A 17,651-nucleotide genomic window follows, 5' to 3' on the forward strand; every position below is an offset into this window, starting at 1 on the left:
AATAAAAGGTTGTTTGAATCAGGCGGTTTGTTTGTTTCGCAACAGTAAAATCAGCACCGCCAAGGAAACACCGGTTACGGCAAAACCGAGCAGGGCGGATTGGGTAAAGCCCAGCGTCAGGAAGCCGACGGCGGAAGCGGCTGCGACGGTCAGCGCGTAAGGAAGCTGGGTGGTGACGTGATCGATGTGGTTACATTGTGCGCCGGTGGAGGAAAGAATGGTGGTATCGGAAATCGGTGAACAATGGTCGCCGCATACTGCACCGGCCATCACTGCCGACATACACGGAATAATCAGACTCGGGTCGATTTTTACCGCCATTGCTGCGGCAATCGGCAGCATGATGCCGAAAGTTCCCCAACTGGTGCCGGTGGCAAAGGCCATGACGCTGCCGAGCAAAAACAGGATAAGCGGCAAAAAGCCCGGATTGATGTTGCCGGCAACCAAGGTGGAGAGGTATTCGCCGGTTTTCATGTCGCTGACAACGCTGCTGATGAGCCAAGCCAAAATCAGAATGGTAATTGCGCCAAACATGGATTTCATGCCCACCCATACGGCACGCGGATAGTCGGCCGTATCAATTTTGCCGAATGTGCAGAGCAGGACGGCCAAAATGCCGCATACGCCGCCGAATACCAGTGAAGTATTGACATCGGTATTTTCAAATGCGCCCAAAATGCTGAACGTTTCCAAGGCTTGTGCGCCGGTGTACATCATGGAAGCAAGGGTTGAGGCAATCAGCACCGCAACCGGAATAATCAGCGCGTAAACACGGCCTGTTTTGCCGTCTGCATTTTCGTGGGCGACATGGTTTTCCTTGAGCGCCGCACGTTCAAGCCGCGCCATCGAACCGATGTCGAAAGAGAAGTATGCCACCACAAACACCATAATCAGCGCAAACAGGGCGTAGTAGTTCATCAGGCTCATGGAAACGAACGCGCCAATCGGCGTATAACCCGTGATGTTGTAGGTAACAAGCAGGCCGGCGATGGTGGCGATAATGGAGGCGCCCCAACTGGATACCGGCATCAAGACGCACATCGGCGCAGCGGTGGAGTCCAAAATATAGGCCAGTTTGGCACGGGAAACTTTGAATTTGTCGGTAACGGGGCGGGCAATCGCGCCCACGGCAAGACTATGGAAGTAGTCGTCGATAAAGGTAACGAATACCAGACAGGCGGTCAGCAGTTTTGCGCCTCTGCGGTTTTTGATGTGGCGTTTTGCCCAATCTGCAAAGGCTTGGTTGCTGCCGGAGAAAGTCAGCAGGGAAGTGAAAATGCCGAGCAGCAGCAAAAACAGCAGGATTTTCGGTTTGTCCAATGCCCAAGCGCCGTCTGCCCATGTAAGGGAGACTGCAAGATTTTTCAGATGGGTTAAGCCGTCCAGAGGGTTGCCGCCTGTGAGCAGCAATACGCCGACGATAACGCCGATGCCCAGCGACAGCAGAACGCGGCGGGTGATAACGGCCAGCGCCAACGCGAGAAATGCAGGGACGACAGAAAGAACCGAATGTGAGTAATCGACTAATTGCATAGTAATATCATAAGGTTGGGTGATATTTTGCAGACGGCGTGTCTGCTTGGAAAACACGCCGTCTGCAAAATATCACGTTGGTATGGTGGCAAACAGCCTTTTGCAGCCATTCTATGGGTAGGTTGCTGCCGGAAGCCTGCGCTGATTGGTTGACGGCAAAATACCCGCCATCTAGGATAAATAGCGGGTATTCTATCATCAAATGACTGAATTATTGCAAATTTAAGGCCAAAAACAGCGTATCGCCGCCGCGCTGTACCAATAAGGGCACATTTTTACCCGAGTTCGCTAACGCTTCGCGGAAAGCGGCTTCGCTGTCCACGGCGATTTGTCCGACAGCGATGATTTCGTCGCCGCGTTTCAAGCCTGCACGCTCGGCCGCACCGCTGACACGGTTGACAATCAAACGGGGTTTGTTGCCGCCGCTGACGATTTGTAGTACCAAACCGGCTTCTTCAACGGCAAAACCTTGTACTTCGGCCGGCTGGTTCGGATTGTCGGGCGTGGCGGCGCCGATTTGCGAGGCGGTATTGGTGCTACCGAGCGTAACTTTAACGGAGACTTTTTCGCCTTTGCGCCACAATTCCAGCGCGACTTCCGTGCCCGGAGGCATGGCGCCGACCATGACCGGCAGATCGCTGGAGGAGCGGACTTCTTCACCGTTGACGCTGCGGACGATGTCGCCGACCTGCAAGCCTGCTTGGGCGGCCGGGCTGTTGGGCATGACTTTGGCAATCAATGCGCCGCTGGCTTTTTCCAAGCCGAACGATTGTGCCAAATCGTAAGAGACTTCTTGGATAATGACACCGAGCTGGCCGCGTTGTACTTTGCCGGTGGTTTTAAGCTGCTCGGCAACATTCATGGCCACATCAATCGGAATGGCAAAGGAAATGCCCATGAAACCGCCGCTGCGGCTGTAAATCTGTGAGTTGATGCCGACAACCTGACCTTTCAGGTCAAACAGCGGGCCGCCGGAGTTGCCCGGGTTGATGGCAACGTCGGTTTGGATAAACGGCGTGTAGTTTTCGTTTGGCAGGCTGCGGCCTTTGGCGGATACGATGCCGGCGGTGACGCTGTTGTCAAAGCCGAAAGGCGCGCCGATGGCGGCTACCCAGTCGCCCGGGCGCAGGTTTTTGGGGTTGCCGATTTTGACGGTGGGTAGACCGGTTGCTTCGATTTTCAGCAGTGCAACGTCGGATTGTGCGTCCGAACCGATGAGCTTGGCGGGATATTCGCGCTTGTCGTTGAGGAGGACTTTGATGTTGCCTTTGCCGGAAACAACGTGTGCGTTGGTCAGGATATAACCGTCTTGGCTGATCACGAATCCGGAGCCGAAGTTGGCATCGGCTTCTTCGTCCTGCGGAATTTCAGGCACGTTGGGCACAAGGCGTTTGAAAAACTCGTAAAACGGATCGCTTTCGGGCACTTGGTTTAAGTCCATGCTGCTGTCGGCAGCATTGCGCGGGGCTTTGGCGGCTTGGATATTGACGACGGCAGGGCCTTCGTTTTGAACCAGTTGGGCGAAGTCGGGCAGCAGCATTTGGACGCTGCCGTCTTTTTCAGAAGGCTCGATACGTTGAACCAGTTCTTTTTCCTGCGGTTCTTCATCGCTGCCGAACCAGCCACAGCCGCTCAACGCGAGCGCGGAAGCGGTCATCAGGGCGATATAGGTGTGTTTGAAGGGAGATGGTGCGCTCACGGCGTGTCCTTTTCGGTATATTTTGCCGTCTGTATGTTGGAGTGGCGCGGCATACAGGCGGTTTGGGTTGGGTGTGTGTTTTGCAGACGGCCTTAATGTGGGAAACATGGTGTGTTTGGATATTATCAAACGCTGTTCCGCTTTTATTGTTGGAAGTGTCCGCCGATGGGAGAAAATAGAATTTTACATTGTGGCGGATTTTTTTCAAGTGTGCGATTTGGAATGGTAAAAGCCGTCTGAAAAATGCGCGGCGGCATATTTTCAGACGGCTTTCCGGCAAGGGTTTACCAATAGCCCAGTACTTTCCACCAAATACCGCCGACTACGGCGAAAATCAGCAGGTTGACCACGCTCATGACAAAACCGGCTTTCCACCATTCGGATAAGGTTGTGAAGCCCGAACCGAAAATAACGGGAGAAGTACCTGTGGCGTAGTGGGTGAGTGTCATCATGATGCTGGAAGCGGCGGCCATCAGCAGGGCAAACAACATCGGCGGCGCACCCAAAGCCACGCCGGTGGCGTAGAAAGCGGCAAACATCGCGGTAATGTGGGCGGTGGTGCTGGCAAACATATAATGCGCGTAGAGATAAGCAAGCAGCAGCAGTGCGGACGCGCCTGCCCAGCCTAAACCGAGTGCGCCGATACCGGTTTCCAACACGCCGGAGAACCAGCCGATCAAGCCCAGTTTGTTCAGGAAGGTGGCCATCATCACCAATGCGGCAAACCAAGTGATGGTATCCCACGCGCTTTTTTCTTTCAGGATGTCGTCCCAAGTCAGCACGCCGGAGAGCAGCAGCAGGGCGAGGCCGATAAAGGCGGTGGTGGTGGCATTGACGGCAAATTCTTCACCGAACAACATCGCCGGAATACCTGCCCACAGGGTGAGCAGCAGGGCGAAAATGCCGAGCATGATGATTTCGCCACGGCTCATCGGACCCATCTGCTTGAGGTTTTCTTTGGCAAATTGCGCCGCATTTGGGGTTTCTTTGATTTCGGGCGGATACATCAGATACAGTACCAGCGGCATAACGGCCATGGCCACCAGACCCGGCAGCAGCATGGCGACTGCCCAAGTGCCCCAGCTTAACGAAATATCGCTGTTGGTGGCTTTGGCGACAATATCGACCACCAGAGGGTTGGGGGCGGTGGCGGTAATGAACATGGCAGAGGAAATCGGATTGCCGTGGTAGTTGACCAACGCCAGATATTTACCCATGCGGTTTTGGGTGTTTTTTTCCGGATCGGAATCATAGCTGGCGGCAATCGCTTTCATCACAGGGTGGATAATGCCGCCGCCGCGTGCGGTATTGGACGGCGTTACCGGCGCGAGCATGAGTTCGGAAATGGCCAAGCTGTAACCGATACCCAGCGTTTTCTTGCCCCAAACGGCGATAAACAGATAGCCGAAGCGTGCGCCGAGGCCGGTTTTCAGAATGCCGCGCGAAATCATAATCGCCACACCAATCAGCCAAATCAGCGGGCTGGAAAAGCTGGAGAGCGCGTCTTTCATCGCATCAGACGATTTTTCGGTGGTTACGCCGGTCAGTGCGACCAGCATGATGGCGACAATCGACAATGCGCCAATCGGCATGGCTTTACCGATGATTGCGGCAATCATGCCGACAAACATTGCCAGCAAATGCCATGCTTGCGGGGAAACCCCTTCGGGGACGGGAATCACGAACCATATCAGCAGCGCCAAGCCTACCGCGATGGCGGAAGGAATGGGCTTGAAGCCTAACTTGTCCATATTTTACTTTCTGTTTTGAGGATAAAAGAACCATGCGCGTGCGAAATACGTTGCCGAAAGCCAAATATTCATATTTGATTGTTTTGCAGACGGCATCATCGCGCTACGCTTTGATGGTATAGATTGTAATCCATCTTGATATTGTAAAGTATGACTTACGGCAAAGTATTCAGGCTTGATAGAGGAAATATATCGGTTTTGGGAAATATTTTCCTGATAAATGATTCGGTGTATGCGTAATATTAATATTAAAATATTATTGTTTATGCCCGTGCGCGACAAAAGCCGTCTGCAAAATGCCCGGTGCGGATTTGCAGACGGCTTTTGTGCGGTTTTGCGGTATCGAGACGGTCAAATCCGGCGGAAAAACAGATTAGCGGTCGATAACGATGCCGCTGCTTTTGTTTTTTTTCTCTTCATCGAGTTTCTTTTGCAGCGTGTCGCAGGGAGTATCGCAATCACAGGCTTTTTCCAAACCCAGTGCGGAAATACCGCCGCAACTGCCTTTGATGGAGCGTTTGGAAAAAATATAACCCAGTGCCATGCCGAAGATGACCAGCAGGAAAAGACCGAACGTCAGGAAAATGGTTTTCATGGAGTATCCTATTGCAGTAATTTTTGGAAGGCGGGCGACATTTCGGTACGGTAGCCGCCGTTGTCCCGAATAATCATCAATACCGCCAAATCGAGCTTGCGGGCAAGATTGAGCGCGTCTTCTTCTCCCAATACGAATAAAGCGGTGGAAAGGCCGTCTGCAGTTGCAGCACTGTCGGCAACCACGCTGATGGAAGCAAGTTTGTGGGAGATGGGGCGGCGTGTGTGCGGATGGATAATGTGCGACAGGCGGCGCCCTTGTTGGTCAACATGGAAATTGCGGTAATCGCCCGAGGTTGCCAAAGAGCGGTTGTCGAGCGGTATGATGACTTGCGTTGCCGTGCCTTGGGTGATGGCAGGTTGCTCGATGCCGACGCGCCATGCTTCGCCCTGTGCATTTTTGCCTTTTCCGCGCAATTCGCCGCCAATTTCGACTAAATAGTTGCCGATGCCTGCCTGTTCGAGATGTTTGGCGAGTTTGTCCACGCCGAAGCCTTTGGCGATAGACGATAAATCCAAATAGACATCGGGGCGGGTTTTGCTCAAGGTATTGCCGCCGTCTTGTTTCAGGATAATTTTATCCGCGCCGGTTTGTGCTGCCGCCTGTTCGATTTCGGTGGCGGACGGTTCGCGCGTAATTTCTTTGTTCGGACCGAAGCCCCACAGGTTGACCAGCGGGCCGACGGTAATGTCCAATGCGCCGTTGGTTAGCGCGTTCAGGCGCAATGCCTCTGCGGTTACGGCGGCAAAATCGGCTGAAACGGGCATGGGTTTGCCGGTATCGTGCATTTGATTGAAGCGGCTGATTTCCGAATCGGCACGGTAAGTGGACATCTGGCGGTTCACTTCTTCCAAAAGCGCGTCAAGCTGCTGCTGTATTTCCTCGGGCGGGGTGCTGATGCCGTCTGCAAGATATTTGACGGTGTAGGTTGTCCCCATGGTTTCGCCTTGCAGGGTAACGGTGGCCGCTGTTTGTCGGGTGCAGGAAGCCAGCAGCACGCCGATGGCTGCAATCAGGAAGAAACGGAAAAAACGCGTAAAGGTCAAAGCCTTGGTTGAATATGCAGACGGCATTGTCGTGAAATCATCAGGCTTGTTCGGATAACACGGCTTCAATCAGCTCCATTGCGCCGTCGTCTGCCAGTTTTTTCGCAACGGCGCGGCCGAGTGTGTCGGCATATTCGGCAGGTGCTTGGGCTTCTGCCTGAAGCACGACTGAACCGTCGGGGTGTCCGACCAAGCCGCGCAGCGTCAGCAAGCCGTCTTGTTCGGTGCAATATGCCGCCAGCGGTACTTGGCAACTGCCGCCCAGCGCGCGGGCCAGTGCGCGTTCGGCGGTTACGCAGGAATGAGTAATGTCGTGGTTGAGCGGTGCCAATACGGGCAGCAAGTCGGTACGGTGTGCGGCGATTTCGATGCCGAGCGCGCCTTGTCCGGCAGCAGGCAGGCTGTCGGCTTCGGAGATAATCAGGCGGATTCGTTCGTCCAAGCCCAAGCGTTGCAGACCGGCGGCGGCGAGGATAATCGCGTCGTATTCGCCGTTGTCGAGTTTGCCCAAGCGGGTTTGCACGTTGCCGCGCAAGGGTTTGATGGTTAAGTGGGGATAACGGGCGCGCAGTTGGGCTTCGCGGCGCAGGCTGGAAGTGCCGACTACCGAGCCTTTGGGCAAATCTTCGAGACGCTCGTAGCGGTTGGATACGAATGCGTCAAACGGGTTGGCGCGCTCGCCGATGGCGGCCAGCGCGAAACCTTCGGGCAATTCCATGGGTACGTCTTTGATGGAGTGGACGGCCAAATCTGCACGTCCGTCCTGCAATGCTTGTTCCAATTCTTTGATAAACAAACCTTTTCCGCCGATTTTTGATAAGGTTTTGTCCAAAATCTGATCGCCGCGCGTAGTCATGCCGAGAATTTCGACTTCACATTCGGGATAGAGGTTTTTCAGGCGGCTACGGATATGTTCCGCCTGCCACATCGCAAGCAGGCTTTCGCGGCTGGCAATCACTAGTTTTTTCGGATTCATGGCGTTTGCACAGGGGTAAACAACAATGGGGTGAGTTTATCATATTTAACGCTTGACGGCTGGTTTTATGGTATATTCGCCTGACTAAAGATTGATTTTGACAACGAAACAAATTTATGAAACGTGCCAAGCGTTATCCGTTTTTGGCTTTGCAGCGCCGCCGCTTCAGCCTGAATTTTGAAAATGCTTCTTCTTTGGCGGATATGCCGTCTGAAAAAGACTTCTACCGCTGGATTTGGCTGGCGTTGAAAGACCGCTTCCGCCGTGCGGACATCAGTCTGATTTTGCTCGATGAAGAAGAGGCGCGCGCCTACAACCGTGATTACCGCGGCAAAGATTATGCCACCAACGTATTGAGTTTCGCGCTCAACGAGGGAGAAATGCTGCCCGGCGAATGTGCAGACGGCCTGTACGGCGACTTGATTATCTGCCCGCAAGTGGTGGTTAAAGAGGCTGCCGAGCAGGGTAAAACAGCCGAACAGCATTTTGCACACCTGACGGTTCACGGCACGCTGCATCTGATGGGCTACGACCATATCGAAGAAGCCGAGGCCGAAGAAATGGAAGCCTTGGAAATCCGCCTGCTTGCGGCAGCAGGATACCCCAACCCCTACCAAGAGGACGAACTGTAAAATGGACGACACGCAGTCGAAACCGAATTTTTTTGAACGCATGGTTTCCCGTTTGGCCGGAGAGCCTGATTCTGCCGAAGACGTGCTCAGCCTGTTGCGTCAGGCGCACGGGCAGGAAGTATTTGATGCCGAAACCTTGTCGCGTTTGGAAAAAGTATTGGATTTTGCCGATTTGGAAGTGCGTGATGCCATGGTAACGCGCAGCCAGATGAACGTCATCAAAGAACACGACAGCTTGGAACGCATCGTTGCCTATGCGGTGGAAACCTCGCATTCCCGCTTCCCCGTTATCGGCGAAGACAAAGACGAAGTATTGGGGATTCTGCACGCGAAAGACCTGCTCAAGCATATTCTTACGCCCGAACAATTCAATCTGCAGGCGGTATTGCGCCCGGCAGCGTTTGTTCCGGAAGGAAAATCGCTCAATACGCTGCTGAAAGAGTTTCGCGAACAGCGCGGGCATATGGCGATTGTGATCGATGAATACGGCGGCGTATCGGGGCTGATTACTTTTGAAGACGTGATTGAGCAGATTATCGGCGAAATCGACGATGAATTTGACGAAGATGAAAGCGAAGACAATATTTTCGCCGTTTCTTCAGAGCGTTGGCGCATTAACGCTGTTACCGAAATCGAAGACATCAACGCTTTTTTCGGTACGGATTACAGCAACGAAGAAGTCGATACCATCGGCGGTTTGGTGATTCAGGAGTTGGAACACCTGCCGGTGCGCGGCGAGAAAGTCGTTATCGGACCGCTGCAGTTTACTGTTGCCCGCGCCGACAACCGCCGTCTGCATACTTTAATGGCGGTTAAAGTGAAAGAATGATGCAGGAGTGATTGAACACGGAATGTTTGGTGTTGCTCAAAGAGGGATTTGACCAAGCAGCCGAAGAGGCAAGTCTTCCCCCGCGCTGTTTGCTGCCTTGTTTCATTCGGTGTTGTTTTGCTATGAAACAGAAAAACAGTTAAAGGCCGTCTGTAAAATGCACCGCTTGTGTGCGGTATTTTGCAGACGGCCTTTTTTATAGTCATTTAAAATAAGAATGATACAGCGTTGCTTTGCCTTGCCGTACTATGTGTACTGTCTGCGGCTTCGCTGCCTTGTCTCATTCTTATTTTATTCGACTATATTTGCAGACGACAACTGCCATGCCGTAAGGGTGATGTATGCCTGTTATCTTTTTTCCGTTACGGAGCGTTGTGCGGCAGAGGTGTATCACGCGCTTATCCGGTTGCCGGTTTTCTTGCAGGCACTTAGGCGCGTTTTGGGTCGTTGGGGCGTAATTGTGCGGCCAAGCGGTCGAGAATGCCGTTAACGAATTTGTGCCCGTCCGTGCCGCCGAAGGTTTTGGTGACTTCAATGGCTTCGTTGATGATAACGGGGTAAGGGGTTTCCGGCATGGCGCTCAATTCATGGCATGCCATCAGTAAAACGGCGCGTTCGATGGGGCTGAGTTCTTTTTCGTCACGGTCGAGCAAGGGGCGGATGTGCGCCATGTAGTCGGCGGTGTTGGCGGCGGCACCGAAAAACAGTTTGGTAAACAACTCTTCGTCTGCTTTGTCGAAATCGTGCAAATCACGGATGTTTTTAGCAACTTCGGGTGCGGCGGTATGGTTGATGTTGGATTGGTACAGGGCTTGTACGGCAAGTTCGCGGGCGCGGCGGCGTGGGGTTTTCATCGGGAAAATCCTTATGGTGTGAAACAGGTTCAGACGGCATAAATGCCGTCTGAAAACAGGGTAATGCAATGTCTGCCGATGTGCTGCTGCAATGTCCGTGTTCGGGTGGGAGCGGCTGGCGGCGGACTAAGCCGCTTGGCAATGCAGGGGCAAAGCCGTAAGGTATCGGCAGGTGTCAAGCAGTTTGCTTATTCGTCTTCGTCGTCGAACTGCTCTTCCAGCAGACGGTTGACCAAGTTGGCGCATTCTACAGCAACTTTGGCGGCATCGGCGGCTTTCTCTTCGATACGGGCAACGGCTTGCTCATCGTTTTCGGTGGTGAGAATGGCGTTGGCAATCGGGATGTTGTAATCCAAGCCGACACGGGTAACGCCGGCACCGGATTCGTTGGATACCAGCTCGAAATGGTAGGTTTCGCCGCGAATGACTACGCCGATGGCAATCAGCGCGTCGTATTGTTCGGAAGCGGCCATGTTTTGCAGCACCAGCGGCACTTCCAATGCGCCGGGTACGGTGGCGACGGTAATGTCTTCATCGGCTACGCCCAAATCCAGCAGGGTGCGGTGGCAGACTTTCAGCATTTCGCTGCCGATTTCGTTGGTAAAGCGGGCTTGGACGATGCCGATACGCAGTTGTTTGCCGTTCAAATCCGGTTCGATGATATTCATGGTCTAATCCTTATCGGGAGGTTTCGGACGGCAGGGCTGAGGCCGGTTTTACCGTTCGAAAAATAAAAGGGCGGAATTTGCAGACGGCCTTCAGGGGGATAATGCCATCTGCAAAAATCAATCTTGGGGCTGCCAGTCGGATACGGCTTGAAAACCGCCGTCTTCGTTTAATTCCCATGCGCTGCCGGCCGGTTGGGTCAGCAGGGCGGTAATGTCGGGGTTGCGTTTGGTAATTTCCGATACGCTCAATACGGTAAAATTGTCGGGATTGTCGGTATATTCGTCGGTTTCGTCACCGCTGAAGAAACGCCAGCCGCTGTCGTGCTCGAATACCGGCTCTTCGCGGTAGAGAAAACCGACAGGTTCGCCCTGCTCGCTGACGGTTTTGGTGGCGATACAGCGGTCGAGTGCGACGGAGAGGGCTTGTGCGAATAGGTTCATGATGTCTGCTCATCGGAAAATACAGGCGGATTTTACACGATTTGGCGGATTTCCGCATGGGAAATGCGTGTTTGGTGGTACAATGCCGTCTGGTAAAAGTGCCGTTTGCAGACGGCGTAATGTTGACGACAGCCTTAAAGTGTTTCGGCATTCCCCGAGTATCGAAACACATTCGGGCTGCTTTTTTTGAAAGTAAGCATGAAATCTGATTTAATCAAACAGCAGGCGCACAGCGTTATTCAGAAATATTTGGGTTATGAGTTCGGCAACATCGAGCTGCTGAAACAGGCGTTGACCCACCGCAGTTTCCACGCGAAAAACAACGAGCGTTTTGAATTTGTCGGCGATGCAATTTTGAACTATACCGTGGCAAAAATGTTGTTTGAAGCCTTTCCGAAATTGAGCGAGGGAGAACTTTCCCGACTGCGTGCCAATCTGGTAAATGAGGGCGTGTTGGCGGAAATCGCTTTGGAAATGAACGTGGGCAACGGCTTGTATCTGGGCGCGGGCGAGCTGAAGAGCGGCGGTTTCAGACGGCCTTCGATTTTGGCCGATGCCATGGAAGCGATGTTTGCCGCCGTCAGTTTCGATGCGGATTTCGGTTCGGCGGAAAAAGTCGTGCGCCGTTTGTTTGCCGAGCGGGTGAAACGTGTCGATCTGAAAAATCAGGGCAAAGACAGCAAAACGGCTTTGCAGGAAGCGTTGCAGGCGCGGCGTATGGCGTTGCCGAAATATCGGATTGAAGAACAAATCGGGCACGCCAACGACAGCCGTTTTGTGATTTCCTGCGATTTGGGGGAAACCGGATTTATTTGTCATGCCGAGGGTGTCAGCCGTAAGGCGGCGGAGCAGCAGGCGGCGAAAACCGCGCTGGAGTGGTTGGTGAAGCATTATCCGATGAAGCGTAAAAAATGAAGATATTGATAACCGCAGCAATATTACTGATGGTGGCGATGGCTGTTTATGCCGCGTATTTGTGGATAAAAGTGTATCGCCGGCAGCAGGGAATCAAACGGGCTTGGGAGGCGCGGCGGGCGAAAATCGCCGAAAGCGTGAACCTGATTGCCATGGCGATGGAGCAGGGGCAGTGCAACTTGTCTGAAGGTGTGTTGCGGCTGAAACCGTTGGCAGAAGTGTTGGCAATCGATTTTGCCGCCTATCCCGCGATGGGGGAGTTGTATGAAATGGTGGCGGAAATGCCGGTTTTGGACGCGCGCAAGCAGCTCAAGCGTAACGAGCGCATGAAGTTGGATTTAATCCGCGAGAGCGGGGAAGCGCGTTTGGAACAGCAGATTTTGGCGGAAGCGGGGCAGTTGCGCGCTGCGGTTGCCCGATGGCTGCCGGAAAGTTGAGTTTGAACGGCCTGCACGGATGCCGCCGTATTGAATCTGCATGATGATGCCGTCTGCAAACAGGTATTTTGCAGACGGCCATGAGCATAACAGAAGAAGACTGCATGGATATTGAAACTTTTTTGAATAATGAAGCGCAACGCAGCGCGGGCTACCGTTGCGGTTTTGTGGCGATTGTCGGTCGGCCGAATGTCGGCAAATCTACGCTGATGAACCATTTAATCGGTCAGAAAATCAGCATTACCAGTAAAAAAGCGCAAACCACGCGCAACCGTGTTACCGGTATTTATACCGATGATACGGCGCAGTTTGTTTTTGTGGACACGCCCGGTTTCCAAACCAACCACCGTAATGCGCTGAACGACCGTTTGAACCAGAATGTAACCGAAGCGTTGAGCGGCGTGGACGTGGTGGTGTTTGTGATTGAAGCCATGCGCTTTACCGATGCCGACCGTGTGGTCATCAAGCAGCTGCCCAAGCATACGCCCGTGTTGCTGGTGGTGAATAAAATCGACAAGGATAAGGCGAAAGACAAATATGCGTTGCAGGCTTTTGTCGATGAAGTATCGGAAGAGTTTGCGTTTGCCGGGCATGAAGTGGTCAGCGCGAAACACGGTTTGCGGATTGCCAATCTGCTGGAAGTGCTCAAGCCGTATCTGCCGGAAAGTGTGCCGATGTACCCCGAAGACATGGTAACGGATAAATCCAGCCGTTTTCTGGCAATGGAAATCGTGCGTGAAAAACTGTTCCGCTACTTGGGCGAAGAGCTGCCTTATGCGATGAATGTGGAAGTGGAGCAATTTGAAGAGGGGGAAGACATTCACCGCATCTACATCGCGGTATTGGTCGATAAAGAAAGCCAAAAGGCGATTCTTATCGGCAAAGGCGGCGAGCGTTTGAAGAAGATTTCTACCGAAGCACGTTTGGACATGGAAAAGCTGTTTGATCAGAAAGTGTTCTTAAAGGTGTGGGTAAAAGTGAAGTCCGGCTGGGCGGACGATATACGCTTCCTGCGCGAATTGGGCTTGTAAACGGCTGAAGCGGTAAAAAAGGCCGTCTGCAAAATGGATTTGCCGAAAAATGATTTCGTGCAAACCTGTTTTGCAGACGGCCTTTTTGCCCGTATGTTTAGCCGCGTACCGATTTCATCAGCCGTTGCTTTTCACGTTTCCAATCGGCTTCTTTCAGGCTTTGGCGTTTGTCGTGTTGTTTTTTACCTTTGGCCAAGCCGATGTCCATTTTAATCCGGCCTTTATGGTAGTGCATATTCAGCGGAACGATGGTGTAGCCGGCACGCTCGGTTTTGCCGATGAGTTTGTTGATTTCCGACTGGTTGAGCAGCAGTTTGCGCTGGCGGACGGGATCGGGTTTGACGTGGGTAGAGGCGGTCGGCAGGGCGGTAATGTGACAGCCTACCAGATAAAATGCGTCTTTTTTCCAGTGGATATAGCTCTCTTTAAGCTGTACGCGGCCGGCTCTGACGGCTTTGACTTCCCAACCTTCCAGTACCAAACCGGCTTGGATTTGATCTTCGATGAAAAAGTCGTGAAAGGCTTTTTTATTATTGGCGATACTCATGATGCTTGTGCTTTGATGATTTTGCAGACGGCTATTTTATCAGTCCGTTTGAAAAATTAAAATGTTTGGGAGGGCGTGGCGTGTTACGGCTGTTTGCTTTCCGGTTGGGAGTTTGGAAAGTATTGGCGGTACAGGCGGTTGATGTAGTCTATGGATTGCGTGTGGTGCGGTTGTAAGTCGGTTTTCAAATCCGACAGCCGCATTAAAATCAAATCTTCTGCTTCGGCAAGCGCGCAACTTGTATTTTGGTTGTGTCGAAGATGGCGGATAAGTATGTCGATGCGTTCGAGCGCGGTATGGTATGCGGTAGGGTTCATAACGGTGGTTGGCGGCCGGGCAATATAAGAATAAGTACGGTATGTATGGTTCTGATACAAATTAACGGCGGTAACGGCGGAACAATGGTGGTTTTGCAGACGGCCTTGGGGCGGACGGATATGAAAAATGGCGGGAATGCCCGCCATATGCTTACGGTTGAACCGTACGACTGATTAAGCAGCTTGGATATTTGCGGCTTGTTTGCCTTTAGGGCCGGTGGTTACGTCGAAAGAAACGCGTTGGCCTTCTTTCAGGGTTTTGAAACCTTCCATGTTGATGGCAGAGAAGTGTGCGAACAAATCTTCGCCGCCTTCATCGGGAGTGATGAAACCAAAACCTTTAGCGTCGTTGAACCATTTTACGATACCGGTTGCCATTAGAGAACTTCCTATACTTTAAAAATTAACAAAACAGCAAATTAGGGCAACGTAAAACCTAAAAGTTCCGAGTTTCTCCCAAAACACATATGCTTAATCGAGTGCCTACTCTGCCGACTGACTTTTTACATTTGTTAAAGATTTTAGTCAAGTATTGTTTGGGAGAAAGTGGAAAATTTATTAAAATAGGAAAAAATACAACAGAAATCCGCTTGAAATGCGGATAATCGGGCGGATATGCCGTCTGTATTTTATCGTGCCGCAGAGGTGCGGTGTGTAAATGTTACGAAAGCCGATAGAGATAATGAACAATCCGACTACCCGTCAAGATTCCGATACGCTGCTGCAACGGCAGGAAACGCCGCCGCTCAAACGCTACGGCGTGTTTCTGCTGAACGACGACTACACAACGATGGAATTTGTGGTCGAAGTATTGACCGAAATTTTTATGCTGGGCGAAGAGCAGGCGGTAGCGGTGATGCTGCTGGTGCACCATGAAGGCAAAGGTCTGTGCGGAACGTATACGCGCGATGTGGCTCAAACCAAACAGCAGCAGGTTATGCAGCGTGCCAAGGCGCAGGAATTTCCGCTGCAATGTATTGTAGAGGAGGTTTAATCCCATGATTTCAGCCGGATTGGAACGGATTTTGCAGTTGCTGTACAGCGAAGCGCGCAGCCGCAGTTATGAATTTATCGGCATCGAGCAGTTGCTGCAGACTTTGATTGAAGAAGACGAGGCTGTTGCCCGCGTGTTGCGCCAATGCGATGCCGATTTGGAAAAACTGTCTTCGCAACTGATTGAAAGTGTAGCGGAAAATACGCCGGTGATTCCCGAACATCTGCTTGATACGACTGAAACGCAGCCTACGCTCGGTTTCCAGCGTGTGATTCAGCGGGCGATGGTGCATACCCAGTCGGCAGGCAAGGCGGAAGTTGCTCCCTTGGACGTGTTGGTCGCCATCATGAGCGAGGCGGACAGCCATGCCGTGTATTTTCTGAAACAGCAGTCGGTTACACGTTTTGATATTTTGCGCTGCATTGCCCACGGAGGCGCGGAAGACGAATCTGCAGACGGCCTGAACGGTGAAGACGACGAAAAAAGCAGCAAGCAAAGCAATCCGTTGGCCGACTATACCCTGAATTTGAATGAAGAAGTCAAAGCAGGACGCATCGATCCGCTGATCGGACGCGGGCATGAAATGGAACGCCTTGTGCAAATCCTGTGTCGCCGCCGTAAAAACAATCCTTTGCTGGTCGGCGAAGCAGGAGTGGGCAAAACCGCGCTGGCCGAAGGCTTGGCTTATCAAATCGTTCACGGCAGCGTGCCGGAAGTTTTGCAGGACGCGGTGGTGTATGCGCTGGACATGGGGGCACTGTTGGCGGGAACAAAATACCGTGGTGATTTTGAAGCGAGGGTCAAGGCGGTCTTGAAACAGCTTGAAGGCGTACCGAATGCGGTATTGTTTATTGACGAAATCCACACCATTATCGGCGCAGGAAGCACCAGCGGCGGTACGATGGACGCTTCCAATCTGCTCAAGCCGGCTTTGGCGAAAGGGGCGTTGCGCTGTATCGGCGCGACAACTTACGATGAATACCGCACGATTTTCGATAAAGACCACGCCTTGAGCCGCCGCTTTCAAAAAATCGACATCGCCGAGCCGAGCGTGGCTGAAACCGTGCAGATTTTACGCGGTTTGAAGCCGATGTTTGAAACCTTCCACCAAGTGCGTTATACGCAGGCCGCGCTGGAAGCCGCCGCAGAATTGTCGGCACGCTATATCAATGAGCGGTTTCTGCCCGACAAGGCCATTGATATTGTCGATGAAGCGGGTGCGGCACAGCGGATTTTGCCGAAATCCAAGCAGAAAAAAGTCATCGGCAAGGCGCAAATCGAAAGTGTGATTGCCAAAGTGGCCAGAATCCCTGAGAAAACCGTATCGAATGACGACAAACAGGTTTTGCAGTTTCTTGCCCGTGATTTGAAAAACATGGTGTTTGGTCAGGACAATGCCGTTGATGCGCTGGTGTCTGCCGTAAAAATGTCGCGCTCCGGACTGGGGCTGCCCGACAAACCCATAGGCTGCTTTCTCTTTTCGGGGCCGACAGGTGTCGGCAAAACCGAAGTGGCCAAGCAACTGGCTTTTTCATTGGGTGTGCCGCTGCAACGCTTTGATATGTCGGAATATATGGAACGCCATGCCGTGTCGCGGCTGATTGGTGCGCCGCCCGGCTATGTCGGCTTCGAGCAGGGCGGGCTGCTTACCGAAGCAGTCGGCAAACAACCGCATTGCGTGTTGCTGCTGGACGAAATCGAAAAAGCCCACCCCGATATTTTTAATGTGCTGCTGCAAGTCATGGATGCGGGCAAGTTGACCGACAACAACGGTAAAAGTGCGGACTTCCGCAACGTGGTGTTGATTATGACCACCAACGCAGGTGCGGAAAGCCTCAGCCGTCCGACATTGGGTTTCACCGCCAAGCGGGAACGCGGCGATGAAATGCAGGCAATCAACAAACTTTTCACCCCTGAATTTCGCAACCGCTTGGACGCCATTATTCCGTTTGCGCCGCTAGATGAAAAGGTTATCGCCAAAGTGGTGGACAAATTCCTGTTGCAGTTGGAAAAACAGTTGCTCGACCGCAAGGTTGAGGCAGAGTTTACCCCTGCTTTGCGTGCTTATTTGGCGGAAACAGGTTTTGATCCGCAAATGGGTGCGCGTCCGATGAACCGCCTGATTCAGGAAAAAATCCGTAAAGTGCTGGCAGATGAGTTGCTGTTTGGCCGGTTGGCGGAAGGCGGTTTCGTGAAAATCGACTGGGACAGCCGCAAAGGAGAAACGGTGTTGAAGTTTCATCAAAACGCCAAAACGAAAGCAAAATAAACGGTTTGCGGATTATTACTGCTTTAAATTAAGGAAAGGCCGTCTGCAAAACAGCGATTTGCAGACGGCCTTTTGATTATCGAATAGCACAAATACCACAAAATATAGTCGAATAAA

At 52.4% G+C, this 17,651-nt stretch carries 19 protein-coding genes; 7 read left to right on the forward strand and 12 right to left on the reverse strand.

Translation table 11 applies throughout. From position 1 onward, the window contains the following. Positions 1 to 18 precede the first annotated feature (18 nt). The 6 genes from EL111_RS02695 to hemC all read right to left on the reverse strand — a co-directional run bounded on the left by EL111_RS02695 (position 19) and on the right by hemC (position 7,600). The gene (locus EL111_RS02695; protein ID WP_123795571.1) at positions 19 to 1,533 is read right to left on the reverse strand and encodes a Na+/H+ antiporter NhaC family protein; all 1,515 of its coding nucleotides are present in this window, start codon (positions 1,531 to 1,533) and stop codon (positions 19 to 21) included. A 211-nt stretch (positions 1,534 to 1,744) separates the two neighbouring features. After that, a complete protein-coding gene (locus EL111_RS02700; RefSeq protein WP_197717780.1) occupies positions 1,745 to 3,190 on the reverse strand; it encodes a DegQ family serine endoprotease in 1,446 nt (481 codons plus the stop codon). A gap of 326 nt (positions 3,191 to 3,516) precedes the next feature. Next, positions 3,517 to 4,983, reverse strand: coding sequence for a DASS family sodium-coupled anion symporter (locus EL111_RS02705; protein ID WP_123795503.1), 1,467 nt, complete (start codon positions 4,981 to 4,983; stop codon positions 3,517 to 3,519). A 373-nt stretch (positions 4,984 to 5,356) separates the two neighbouring features. Then, a complete protein-coding gene (nqrM, locus tag EL111_RS02710; protein WP_123795502.1) occupies positions 5,357 to 5,578 on the reverse strand; it encodes a (Na+)-NQR maturation NqrM in 222 nt (73 codons plus the stop codon). Positions 5,579 to 5,586: 8 nt separating this feature from the next. Then, positions 5,587 to 6,651, reverse strand: a complete 1,065-nt coding sequence (locus tag EL111_RS02715) for an FAD:protein FMN transferase (RefSeq protein WP_123795501.1) — start codon at positions 6,649 to 6,651, stop codon at positions 5,587 to 5,589. Between the two features lie 13 nt (positions 6,652 to 6,664). Then, complete coding sequence (hemC, locus tag EL111_RS02720) at positions 6,665 to 7,600, reverse strand: hydroxymethylbilane synthase (protein WP_123795500.1); 936 nt, start codon at positions 7,598 to 7,600, stop codon at positions 6,665 to 6,667. 116 nt (positions 7,601 to 7,716) lie between these two features. Between hemC and ybeY the strand changes: the two genes are divergently transcribed. Both ybeY and EL111_RS02730 read left to right on the forward strand, forming a co-directional pair. Next, positions 7,717 to 8,232: an rRNA maturation RNase YbeY gene (gene ybeY / locus EL111_RS02725; RefSeq protein ID WP_123795499.1), complete on the forward strand. Its 516-nt coding sequence runs from the start codon at positions 7,717 to 7,719 to the stop codon at positions 8,230 to 8,232. Between the two features lies 1 nt (position 8,233). Further along, on the forward strand, positions 8,234 to 9,061 hold the full coding sequence (locus EL111_RS02730; RefSeq protein WP_123795498.1) for a CorC family transporter: 828 nt from the start codon (positions 8,234 to 8,236) through the stop codon (positions 9,059 to 9,061). A 428-nt stretch (positions 9,062 to 9,489) separates the two neighbouring features. Here the strand turns inward: EL111_RS02730 and nusB are convergent, their stop codons facing one another. The 3 genes from nusB to EL111_RS02745 form a co-directional block, all read right to left on the reverse strand. Beyond that, positions 9,490 to 9,915 carry a transcription antitermination factor NusB gene (nusB, locus tag EL111_RS02735; RefSeq protein WP_123795497.1) on the reverse strand — a complete coding sequence of 142 codons (426 nt, stop codon included), beginning with the start codon at positions 9,913 to 9,915 and terminating at the stop codon, positions 9,490 to 9,492. A 188-nt stretch (positions 9,916 to 10,103) separates the two neighbouring features. Continuing rightward, entirely contained in the window at positions 10,104 to 10,583 is a 480-nt protein-coding gene (gene ribH / locus EL111_RS02740) for a 6,7-dimethyl-8-ribityllumazine synthase (RefSeq protein ID WP_123795496.1), read from the reverse strand. 117 nt (positions 10,584 to 10,700) lie between these two features. After that, positions 10,701 to 11,024, reverse strand: a complete 324-nt coding sequence (locus EL111_RS02745; RefSeq protein WP_123795495.1) for a DUF2185 domain-containing protein — start codon at positions 11,022 to 11,024, stop codon at positions 10,701 to 10,703. Positions 11,025 to 11,222: 198 nt separating this feature from the next. Here EL111_RS02745 and rnc point away from each other — a divergent pair, with 198 nt between their 5' ends. The 3 genes from rnc to era all read left to right on the forward strand — a co-directional run bounded on the left by rnc (position 11,223) and on the right by era (position 13,407). After that, complete coding sequence (gene rnc / locus EL111_RS02750; protein ID WP_123795494.1) at positions 11,223 to 11,939, forward strand: ribonuclease III; 717 nt, start codon at positions 11,223 to 11,225, stop codon at positions 11,937 to 11,939. Beyond that, on the forward strand, positions 11,936 to 12,376 hold the full coding sequence (locus EL111_RS02755) for a DUF2489 domain-containing protein (RefSeq protein ID WP_123795493.1): 441 nt from the start codon (positions 11,936 to 11,938) through the stop codon (positions 12,374 to 12,376). Before rnc ends, EL111_RS02755 begins: the two co-directional genes overlap by 4 nt. A 104-nt stretch (positions 12,377 to 12,480) precedes the next feature. Next, complete coding sequence (era, locus tag EL111_RS02760) at positions 12,481 to 13,407, forward strand: GTPase Era (protein ID WP_123795492.1); 927 nt, start codon at positions 12,481 to 12,483, stop codon at positions 13,405 to 13,407. A 97-nt stretch (positions 13,408 to 13,504) separates the two neighbouring features. On the opposite strand, the gene smpB is transcribed toward era, so the two are convergent. The 3 genes from smpB to EL111_RS02775 are packed head-to-tail and all read right to left on the reverse strand — an operon-like array spanning position 13,505 to position 14,649. After that, positions 13,505 to 13,981 carry an SsrA-binding protein SmpB gene (smpB, locus tag EL111_RS02765; protein WP_269471085.1) on the reverse strand — a complete coding sequence of 159 codons (477 nt, stop codon included), beginning with the start codon at positions 13,979 to 13,981 and terminating at the stop codon, positions 13,505 to 13,507. A 56-nt stretch (positions 13,982 to 14,037) separates the two neighbouring features. Next, positions 14,038 to 14,418: a hypothetical protein gene (locus tag EL111_RS10665; RefSeq protein WP_231998402.1), complete on the reverse strand. Its 381-nt coding sequence runs from the start codon at positions 14,416 to 14,418 to the stop codon at positions 14,038 to 14,040. Positions 14,419 to 14,445: 27 nt separating this feature from the next. Then, positions 14,446 to 14,649: a cold-shock protein gene (locus EL111_RS02775; RefSeq protein ID WP_002217533.1), complete on the reverse strand. Its 204-nt coding sequence runs from the start codon at positions 14,647 to 14,649 to the stop codon at positions 14,446 to 14,448. Between the two features lie 304 nt (positions 14,650 to 14,953). Here EL111_RS02775 and clpS point away from each other — a divergent pair, with 304 nt between their 5' ends. Then, positions 14,954 to 15,265: an ATP-dependent Clp protease adapter ClpS gene (clpS, locus tag EL111_RS02780; RefSeq protein ID WP_123795490.1), complete on the forward strand. Its 312-nt coding sequence runs from the start codon at positions 14,954 to 14,956 to the stop codon at positions 15,263 to 15,265. A 4-nt stretch (positions 15,266 to 15,269) separates the two neighbouring features. Next, a complete protein-coding gene (gene clpA / locus EL111_RS02785) occupies positions 15,270 to 17,534 on the forward strand; it encodes an ATP-dependent Clp protease ATP-binding subunit ClpA (protein ID WP_123795489.1) in 2,265 nt (754 codons plus the stop codon). Positions 17,535 to 17,651: the final 117 nt, after the last annotated feature.

Source organism: Neisseria animalis, from assembly GCF_900636515.1.
Taxonomy (GTDB): domain Bacteria; phylum Pseudomonadota; class Gammaproteobacteria; order Burkholderiales; family Neisseriaceae; genus Neisseria; species Neisseria animalis.

What these genes read in the sequence shown, in the direction of transcription:
- EL111_RS02695 (WP_123795571.1), bottom strand. Translation starts at nt 1,533, where the DNA reads ATGCAATTAGTCGATTACTCACATTCGGTTCTTTCTGTCGTCCCTGCA.
- EL111_RS02700 (WP_197717780.1), bottom strand. Translation starts at nt 3,190, where the DNA reads ATGACCGCTTCCGCGCTCGCGTTGAGCGGCTGTGGCTGGTTCGGCAGC.
- EL111_RS02705 (WP_123795503.1), bottom strand. Translation starts at nt 4,983, where the DNA reads ATGGACAAGTTAGGCTTCAAGCCCATTCCTTCCGCCATCGCGGTAGGC.
- nqrM (WP_123795502.1), bottom strand. Translation starts at nt 5,578, where the DNA reads ATGAAAACCATTTTCCTGACGTTCGGTCTTTTCCTGCTGGTCATCTTC.
- EL111_RS02715 (WP_123795501.1), bottom strand. Translation starts at nt 6,651, where the DNA reads ATGCCGTCTGCATATTCAACCAAGGCTTTGACCTTTACGCGTTTTTTC.
- hemC (WP_123795500.1), bottom strand. Translation starts at nt 7,600, where the DNA reads ATGAATCCGAAAAAACTAGTGATTGCCAGCCGCGAAAGCCTGCTTGCG.
- ybeY (WP_123795499.1), top strand. Translation starts at nt 7,717, where the DNA reads ATGAAACGTGCCAAGCGTTATCCGTTTTTGGCTTTGCAGCGCCGCCGC.
- EL111_RS02730 (WP_123795498.1), top strand. Translation starts at nt 8,234, where the DNA reads ATGGACGACACGCAGTCGAAACCGAATTTTTTTGAACGCATGGTTTCC.
- nusB (WP_123795497.1), bottom strand. Translation starts at nt 9,915, where the DNA reads ATGAAAACCCCACGCCGCCGCGCCCGCGAACTTGCCGTACAAGCCCTG.
- ribH (WP_123795496.1), bottom strand. Translation starts at nt 10,583, where the DNA reads ATGAATATCATCGAACCGGATTTGAACGGCAAACAACTGCGTATCGGC.
- EL111_RS02745 (WP_123795495.1), bottom strand. Translation starts at nt 11,024, where the DNA reads ATGAACCTATTCGCACAAGCCCTCTCCGTCGCACTCGACCGCTGTATC.
- rnc (WP_123795494.1), top strand. Translation starts at nt 11,223, where the DNA reads ATGAAATCTGATTTAATCAAACAGCAGGCGCACAGCGTTATTCAGAAA.
- EL111_RS02755 (WP_123795493.1), top strand. Translation starts at nt 11,936, where the DNA reads ATGAAGATATTGATAACCGCAGCAATATTACTGATGGTGGCGATGGCT.
- era (WP_123795492.1), top strand. Translation starts at nt 12,481, where the DNA reads ATGGATATTGAAACTTTTTTGAATAATGAAGCGCAACGCAGCGCGGGC.
- EL111_RS10665 (WP_231998402.1), bottom strand. Translation starts at nt 14,418, where the DNA reads ATGGCGGGCATTCCCGCCATTTTTCATATCCGTCCGCCCCAAGGCCGT.
- EL111_RS02775 (WP_002217533.1), bottom strand. Translation starts at nt 14,649, where the DNA reads ATGGCAACCGGTATCGTAAAATGGTTCAACGACGCTAAAGGTTTTGGT.
- clpS (WP_123795490.1), top strand. Translation starts at nt 14,954, where the DNA reads ATGAACAATCCGACTACCCGTCAAGATTCCGATACGCTGCTGCAACGG.
- clpA (WP_123795489.1), top strand. Translation starts at nt 15,270, where the DNA reads ATGATTTCAGCCGGATTGGAACGGATTTTGCAGTTGCTGTACAGCGAA.